7 protein-coding genes and 1 tRNA gene are annotated in these 7,951 nt (G+C 57.5%); all 8 read left to right on the forward strand.

Going from position 1 to position 7,951, the window contains the following annotated elements; all coding sequences use genetic code 11:
• The first annotated feature begins 15 nt into the window (after positions 1-15).
• Entirely contained in the window at positions 16-2,376 is a 2,361-nt protein-coding gene (locus I4W07_RS06880; protein ID WP_196026058.1) for a RelA/SpoT family protein, read from the forward strand.
• 88 nt (positions 2,377-2,464) lie between these two features.
• Complete coding sequence (locus I4W07_RS06885; RefSeq protein ID WP_328291090.1) at positions 2,465-3,148, forward strand: MBL fold metallo-hydrolase; 684 nt, start codon at positions 2,465-2,467, stop codon at positions 3,146-3,148.
• Between the two features lie 194 nt (positions 3,149-3,342).
• Entirely contained in the window at positions 3,343-4,209 is an 867-nt protein-coding gene (gene fba, locus I4W07_RS06890; protein ID WP_006234429.1) for a class II fructose-1,6-bisphosphate aldolase, read from the forward strand.
• A 351-nt stretch (positions 4,210-4,560) separates the two neighbouring features.
• The gene (locus tag I4W07_RS06895) at positions 4,561-5,994 is read left to right on the forward strand and encodes a transglutaminase-like domain-containing protein (protein ID WP_196026060.1); all 1,434 of its coding nucleotides are present in this window, start codon (positions 4,561-4,563) and stop codon (positions 5,992-5,994) included.
• A gap of 39 nt (positions 5,995-6,033) precedes the next feature.
• Positions 6,034-6,120: transfer RNA gene (locus tag I4W07_RS06900), tRNA-Leu, on the forward strand.
• A 248-nt stretch (positions 6,121-6,368) separates the two neighbouring features.
• Positions 6,369-6,938 (forward strand): translation initiation factor IF-3, encoded by a 570-nt coding sequence (gene infC, locus I4W07_RS06905; protein WP_006234423.1) that lies wholly within the window; start codon positions 6,369-6,371, stop codon positions 6,936-6,938.
• 32 nt (positions 6,939-6,970) lie between these two features.
• Positions 6,971-7,162, forward strand: coding sequence for a 50S ribosomal protein L35 (rpmI, locus tag I4W07_RS06910; RefSeq protein WP_006234422.1), 192 nt, complete (start codon positions 6,971-6,973; stop codon positions 7,160-7,162).
• A 39-nt stretch (positions 7,163-7,201) separates the two neighbouring features.
• Positions 7,202-7,561: a 50S ribosomal protein L20 gene (gene rplT, locus I4W07_RS06915; protein WP_006234421.1), complete on the forward strand. Its 360-nt coding sequence runs from the start codon at positions 7,202-7,204 to the stop codon at positions 7,559-7,561.
• The last annotated feature ends 390 nt before the right edge of the window (positions 7,562-7,951 follow it).

Raw genomic sequence — 7,951 nt, forward strand, 5'->3', positions numbered from 1 at the left:
GGGAAGGGGACCTCGATGGATGCCGCAGCCCGTACCGCCCATGATTCTACCCTCCAGCCGTTTTCGGAGATGGAGCACTATAAGCATGCCGATGAGCTGCCGCCCGAGATTATGGCGGACAGCTACGACAAGCTGGAGCGTCTGTGCCTCAAATATATGAATGAGGACGACTTTTCTAAGGTTGAGCAGGCCTACTGCTTTGCCGCCGAGAAGCACTGCAACCAAAAGCGCCGCTCGGGCGAGATGTACATTAACCATCCCGTCGAGGTTGCCATCATTTTGGCCGATCTCAAGATGGACTGCGATGTGGTGTGTGCCGCGCTACTGCACGATACCGTCGAGGATACCGAGACCTCGCTCACCGATGTTTCCGGCCTGTTTGGCGATACGGTGGCCGAGCTCGTCGATGGCGTGACCAAGCTCACCAACATCGAAGTCGACAGCATGGACGAGAAGCAGGCGCTCACGCTGCGCAATATGTTCCTCGCCATGTCCAAGGACATTCGCGTCATCATCGTTAAACTTGCCGACCGCCTGCACAACATGCGAACGCTGGCAGCCCTGCGCGAGGATCGTCGCCTATTTAAGGCTCGCGAGACCATGGACGTGTACGCGCCCTTGGCCGACCGCCTGGGCATGAGCTCTATTAAGTGGGAGCTCGAGGACCTGTCCTTCTTCTACCTGGAGCCCGATGCCTACCAGCGCATCGCGCGCATGGTGGCGGAGTCGCGCGAGGTCCGTGAGCGCTATCTGGCTGAGACCATCAAGACACTCACCGACGAGCTCAACCGCATTGGCCTGGAAGGCTTCCAGATCAACGGCCGTTCCAAGCACTATTGGTCCATCTACCAAAAGATGAAGCGCAAGGGCAAGGAGTTCTCCGAGATCTACGACCTGGTGGCGCTGCGCGTTATTACCCATTCGGTGCGCGATTGCTACTCCACGCTCGGTGCGGTGCATACGCTGTGGCACCCCATGCCTGGTCGCTTTAAAGACTATATCGCCATGCCCAAGGTCAATAACTACCAGTCGCTCCACACGACGGTCATCGGCCCTACGGCTCGTCCGCTCGAGATTCAGATTCGAACCTACGAGATGCATGAGCAGGCCGAGTACGGCATTGCCGCCCACTGGCTATATAAGAAGTCGGGCGGATCGTCTGCTTCCAAGACCAATGACGCTCAACGTTTGGACGACCAGATTAACTGGCTTAAGCACTCACTCGATTGGGCTGCGTCTGATGAGATTACCGACGCCAAGGAATACCTGCATTCGCTGAAGGTCGACCTCTTCGATCAGGAGATCTTCGTCTTCACGTCCAAAGGCGAGGTCATGGCGCTTCGTGCCGGCTCCACGCCGCTCGACTTTGCCTATGCCGTTCACACCGAGGTGGGAAACCATTGCGTCGGCGCCAAAATCAACGGTGCGGTGGCTCCGCTCACGCACGAGATCAAGACGGGCGACCGCGTTGAAATCCTGACTAACAAGAGTTCCAAGCCGTCGCGTGATTGGCTCAAGATCGTCAAGACGCCTTCCGCCAAGTCAAAGATCCGTCGCTACTTTGCCGCCGCGACTAAGGACGACGACGCTGCCGCCGGCCGCGATATGCTGGCCAAGGACCTGCGCAAGCGCGGGTATGGCATCTCCACGCCGCGTTCGACGCGTGCACTCAACGCCGTGGCGGAGCAGTTTAACTTCAAGCAGCTCGAGGACCTGTTTGCCGCCGTCGGCGCCGGCAAGGTTGCCCCGCGCGCTGTGGGCAATAAGGTCGAGCAAATCTTGGACCCCAAGCCCGAGGAACAGCTCACCAAGGCCGAGGCTATCGCCGAGGTCGTGAAGCAGCCCGCTCGCGGCTCCAACCGCAAGCCGCAAAAGCGCGGCAAGAGCGCCAGTAACGGCATTATCGTCAAGGGCGAGAGCAACAGCGGCCTGCTGGTCCGTCTGGCTCATTGCTGCAACCCCGTGACGGGCGACGACATCGTCGGCTTCATCACGCGCGGTCGTGGCGTTTCGGTGCATCGCGCCAACTGCCCCAACGTCAAGGGTCTTATGGAACATCCCGAGCGCATGATCGATGTGGAGTGGGACGGCGCTGCCGACACCCTCTTCCAGGTCGAGATCGTGGTCGAGTGCCTGGACCGCATGGGCCTGCTCAAGGATGTCACCATTGCCATTGGCGATGCGGGCGGCAATATCCTTTCTGCCGCCACGTCGACCAACCGCGAGGGTATTGCAACCCTGCGCTTTATGGTCGAGATCTCGGACGCGAGCGGTCTGGATCCGCTGCTGGCTTCCATCAGCAGTGTCGATTCGGTCTACGACGCTCGCCGTCTTATGCCCGGCGAAGGCGGAGCTCAGCTCAAGCGCCGTGTGTAGGTGCGAGAGCCTCTCAGCATCATAGATATTGGTTACGTTCGAGGCATCGTTTGGTGCCTCGAACGTATTTTAGAAGGAGGGTATGCGCATGGGCGATATGACTTTGGACCTGACACCCCGAGGTGCAGCTTCGATTGAGGCACTCGTCAACGGCCCGATTCAGACCAACAGTTACGTCGTGATTTCGAATGACGAGTGCTTAATCGTCGATCCGGCGTGGGAGGGCGAGCGTCTTGTGAAGCATATCCGCACCGCGCATCCCGAGGTTCGCGTACTCGGCTCTGTCTGCACGCACGGTCATGCCGACCATGTTGGCGGGGTCGCCGGGGTTCGAGCTGTCGTTGGCGACAGCGCACTATATGAGTTGTGCGCTAAGGACGTGACGGTGCCTCGCGCAAATATCGAGGAGCAGCGCGCCATGTGGGGTATTGAGACGCCCGATCCGGGCGAGCCGACGCGGCTGCTTGCCGAGGGCGATACGATTGAATTGGGCGATATCTGCCTGCAGGTGATCGAGACGCCGGGGCATACGCCGGGCGGCATCGTCCTGTTCGCCGCGACCGAGCAGGGGAACATCGCCTTTGTGGGCGACACGCTTTTCCCGGGCAGCCACGGTCGTACCGATCTTTCCGGCGGTGACGAGGCGGCGATTATGCGCTCGCTCTCCAAACTTGCCAAGACGCTTCCGCCCGATACCGTTTGCTTGACGGGCCATGGCGATTCGACCACGATGGCGCGCGAACTTATGCAGAATCCGTTTATGCAGATGTAGGCTCGAAGCCGTCTTTCGAACCACGAAGACCGCTCAATCGTCAAGCTATTTTCCCCAGTGGGTCGATTCTGTGGGGCAAACGGTCAAAAATTGTCCAATCGGATGGTATTCGTGAACAAACGAACGTTTATGCTCGGGTATGTCGTGGTAAAATCTCAGGCGTTATCGGAGCAACCTTACAGGAGGTTTCTTTTATGCTCGTCAACGCAGCAGACATGCTCAAGAAGGCCGAGGCCGGCAAGTACGCTCTCGGTGCCTTCAACACCAACAACCTCGAGTGGACCCTGGCTATTCTCCAGGCCGCCGAGGAGGCCAAGTCTCCGCTGATCCTTCAGTGCACCGCTGGTGCCGCTAAGTGGATGGGCGGTTTCAAGGTCTGCGCCGACATGGTCAAGGCTGCCGTCGAGGCCACGGGCGTTACCGTCCCCGTCGCCCTTCACCTCGATCACGGTTCTTACGAGGACTGCTTCAAGTGCATCGAGGCCGGCTTCACGTCCATCATGTATGACGGCTCTCACGAGGAGACCTTCCAGCTTAACCTCGACCGCACCAAGGAGCTCGTTGAGCTTGCCCACTCCAAGGGCATGTCCATCGAGGCCGAGGTCGGCGGCATCGGCGGCACCGAGGACGGCGTGACCTCCAACGGCGAGCTCGCTGACCCCGCTGAGTGCAAGCAGATTGCTGACCTGGGCGTCGACTTCCTCGCCTGCGGTATCGGCAACATCCACGGCGTGTATCCCGCCGACTGGGCTGGCCTTTCCTTCGAGCGTCTGGGCGAGATCAAGGCTCAGACCGGCGACCTGCCCCTCGTTCTGCACGGTGGTACCGGCATCCCCGAGGATCAGATCAAGAAGGCCATCTCCCTGGGTATCTCCAAGATCAACGTCAACACCGATCTGCAGCTCGTCTTCGCCAAGGGCGTTCGCGAGTATATCGAGGCTGGCAAGGATCAGCAGGGCAAGGGCTTTGACCCCCGCAAGCTCCTCAAGCCTGGTCGCGACAACATCGTTGCCCGCACCAAGGAGCTCATGGAGGAGTTTGGCTCCGTCAACAAGGCGTAAGCGTCGCTAAACTTCCCGCCGGAAGCCCCGTTCCCCTACACTGTTTCCTTTGCGCTCACCTGGCTTCGCCAGAAGTCGCGCCAAGGAAACAGTTCCGGGGGACGGGGCTTCCTTCGTTTAACGCCGCAGGGTTACGAGGCTGAATTAAGATGGCTACTGGCTTTGCCAGAAGTCGCGCGACGGAATCAGCTCCGGGGAAACGGGGCCTCCTTTGTTAACTCGCTACAGGGTTACTGGGCTGAATTCATTTTTTATAGGTACCGTTTATCGGTGTTGAGGGTTCCTTTATTGGGGCTTTCTTTTTATCTCGCTACAATGGACTTCAAGAGTTCTAATGACTTGGAGTTTGGTATGGCTGTTATTAATGTGCTGCCTTCGGATGGGAAGGTTATTGACGAGGGTCCTGTTGGTTGCTCTGTTGATGTTTGCAATGATGACTTCCGTTTTCTAGATGTTGGCTTGCCACCCGAGATTCTGCGTTTAAAGGACGCGGGGTATCTTTCGCAGGCTATTGAGGCTTGCGACCGCCTACTTGCCCAAGATCCCGATCCCTCGCTTGCTGCCTGCGTTCGTGCCGAGCGGTATCGCATGCTTGAGACGCCGCTTCATTTTTCGGTGTCGCGCGATCGAGCTATTGCGATGATTCGCGAGGAGTGGCCTGAGTTTACTGAGGAGCAGTTTGACGATCTGATTGACCGTAAGCGTATTGACTGGCGCTTTATCGATGGCGAGCTGTTCGTTCTCGACAACTTCCTCGATTCGCTTCGCGTATATCCCAAAGAGGTTCCCGGCATGCGGCCCGATCCTACGGACGGAATTGCACTGCGCAACGAGATGCTCAAGGAGATGGAGTCGCAAAATGGATTGGCTCGCGTCATTACGCTTAAAGCGTCCGTGTCTGTCCCCGGCGCTCTGGAGGGGGAGACCGTTTGCGCTTGGCTTCCCGTCGCGGCTGCCTGCCGTCAGCAGTTTCGGGTCGAGATTCTCGACATGACGCCGGAGGGTGCTGTTGCTCCCGCGAATGCTTCGGCGCGTACCGTCTCGTGGTCTTCTTCGAGCGAGCGCTCATTCTCGGTGACTTATCGTTATCACATCGATGCTGCTTATTGTGATGTCTACGGTGGCACACTTCCGGTTCATCCGCGTATGGACGCGCCTCTGCCCGAGGATATTTCCGAGGACCGTCCGCACATTGCATTTACGCCGTATCTGCAGCAGCTGACGGCCAGCGTTGTTGGCGGACTCGAGGATCCGCTCGATCGCGCTCGGGCTATCTATGATTACTTGACACAGCATATCGACTATCGCTATCAGCCACCGTACCTGCTTTTGGGATCTATTGCCGATGACTGTGCACACTCGCTCCGCGGCGATTGCGGCGTTATGGCGCTCACGTTTATCACCATGTGCCGCATCGCGGGCGTGCCTGCCCGTTGGCAGAGCGGCCTGTATGTTGCGCCCGATTCGGTGGGGCCGCACGATTGGGCTGAGTTCTATACGCCACAGACCGGTTGGCTTAACGCCGACGTATCGTTTGGCTCCTCGGCGCGCAGGATGGGGGAGGAGTGGCGTCGTCGTCACTACTTTGGCAATCTCGACCCGTGGCGTATGGTGGCAAACTGTCGGTTCCAGGCGGGGTTTGAACCTGCCTATGACGGCATGCGCGAGGACCCCTACGATAACCAGATGGGCGAGGCCTCGGTTGACGGACGTGGATGTCGTCAGCGGGAGATGCTCCGCACGGTCGAACTTATCGAAATGCTTGAAGTTCCATTTTCGGACTAATCAACAGAAAGCTGTGATAAACTATCTCACGCATTACGTGCCCGAGTGGCGGAATTGGCAGACGCAGTGGACTCAAAATCCACCGTTGGCAACAACGTGCGAGTTCGAGTCTCGCCTCGGGCACCATACATGCAAGTGAGCGTTCAAGGGGGTTGCGGCCCCCTTTTTCGTGTACGTAATGTGATAACGCGCGGTACGTGTTATTATTCGCAAGGCGTTGTTCCCACAATGCCCTAAAGAGGAACCCGAGGGTTCCCACCTTTTGGCGCCAATGAGCAGCTGACTGGTCATACAACCTAGATTCCCTTCCTCATACCGAGGATGTCTATGTGTACGACCTGGTTGCAAAGAAGCGCCGGGTTATTTTTTTATGAATGGAGGTAGGGAAAATAGCTAAGTCTGATGACACCCGCATCAACGACGAGATCACTGCATCTTCGTGCCGTTTGATTGGCGTCGATGGCTCTCAGCTCGGCCTGTTCGCCATCCGCGATGCCCAGCGCGTCGCCGACGATCAGGGTCTCGACCTGGTCGAGATCGCTCCCAACGCGGAGCCGCCGGTCTGCAAGGTCATGGACTACGGTAAGTTCAAGTACCAGCAGGCCATGAAGGCCAAGGCCGCTCGTAAGAACCAGTCCAAGGTCGAGGTCAAGGAAATGAAGTTCCGGCCCAAGATTGACGTTGGCGATTACGAGACCAAGAAGGGCCACGTTCTGCGTTTCCTCAAGAAGGGCGCACGCGTTAAGATCACCATCATGTTCCGCGGCCGTGAGATGGCTCACCCGGAGCAGGGTCTTAACGTTCTCGAGCGCCTCGCCGAGGATCTTAAGCCTTACGCTACGGTCGAGTCCAAGCCTAAGATGGAAGGCCGTAACATGCTTATGCTGCTCGCCCCGATTAAGGGCGCATTTGATGAGGATAAAGCGGCAAGCGATACCAAGTAACTAGTGTTCTGTAACCGATTAAGGAGTATTTCATGCCTAAGATGAAGTCCCACAGCGGCACCAAGAAGCGTTTCCGCAAGACTGGTACCGGCAAGCTTATGCGCGCCAAGGCTTTCAAGAGCCACATCCTGAGCAAGAAGTCCACCAAGCGTAAGCGTGGCTTCCGTCAGGAGACCGAGATCGCCGCTGCCGACCGCAAGGTCATCAAGTCGCGTCTCGCCTAAGTTCGTTTTTTCGTTTTACCGTCTAGGAGTTGATAGAACATGGCACGTATTAAGCGCGCTGTTGCCGCCAAGAAGAAGCGCCGTACCGTTATGCACCGTGCGAAGGGTTACTACGGTGCCGCTTCGCGTACTTACAAGCATGCTAAAGAGCAGGTCCAGCACTCCCTGCAGTATCAGTATCGTGATCGCCGCAACAAGAAGCGCGAGATCCGTTCTCTCTGGATCACTCGTATCAACGCTGCTGCTCGTCTGAACGACATCTCTTACTCTCAGTTCATGCACGGCCTGAAGGTTGCCGGCATCGAGCTCGACCGCAAGGTCCTGGCTCAGATGGCTTACGAGGACATCGAGTCCTTCAACGAGCTGGCTACCATTGCCAAGAAGGCTCTCGAGGCCTAATAGATTCTCTTGAATCGCTAGGGGAGTGTCGCGTTGTGCGCGGCGCTCCCCTTTTTTATCGAAAGCGCTGGTTTACATTGCTAAAAGCGCGGGTAGATAAACACTTACAGGTGACCGATCTTTATATATCTCTTAACCGAAGGGTCATCATCTGATACGTGCAGTATTTCTGCACCAGCCTTTCTATGACTTATATAGGAAGCGATGTATTGTGTAGGACTTGTGAAGAGTGGAATTCCCGCCCCCGGGGCCCCTCCGGTCTGGCAATATATCTCCTTGCCGCGCGGCCCGGTCGAACCGGGAACCAGCGCAGGCGTGCACCTTGAGAACCGGATACTGCGAGGATGGGCACTTACGAGTGTCGCATCCGGGCAGACATCGAACCATTTG

This window comes from Collinsella aerofaciens, from assembly GCF_015670745.1.
GTDB classification, from domain to species: domain Bacteria; phylum Actinomycetota; class Coriobacteriia; order Coriobacteriales; family Coriobacteriaceae; genus Collinsella; species Collinsella aerofaciens_T.

Excerpts from the sequence above, each read along its gene's own strand:
- I4W07_RS06880 (WP_196026058.1), top strand. The coding sequence starts at position 16 with ATGGATGCCGCAGCCCGTACCGCCCATGATTCTACCCTCCAGCCGTTT.
- infC (WP_006234423.1), top strand. The coding sequence starts at position 6,369 with ATGGAGGTAGGGAAAATAGCTAAGTCTGATGACACCCGCATCAACGAC.
- fba (WP_006234429.1), top strand. The coding sequence starts at position 3,343 with ATGCTCGTCAACGCAGCAGACATGCTCAAGAAGGCCGAGGCCGGCAAG.
- rpmI (WP_006234422.1), top strand. The coding sequence starts at position 6,971 with ATGCCTAAGATGAAGTCCCACAGCGGCACCAAGAAGCGTTTCCGCAAG.
- rplT (WP_006234421.1), top strand. The coding sequence starts at position 7,202 with ATGGCACGTATTAAGCGCGCTGTTGCCGCCAAGAAGAAGCGCCGTACC.
- I4W07_RS06895 (WP_196026060.1), top strand. The coding sequence starts at position 4,561 with ATGGCTGTTATTAATGTGCTGCCTTCGGATGGGAAGGTTATTGACGAG.
- I4W07_RS06885 (WP_328291090.1), top strand. The coding sequence starts at position 2,465 with ATGGGCGATATGACTTTGGACCTGACACCCCGAGGTGCAGCTTCGATT.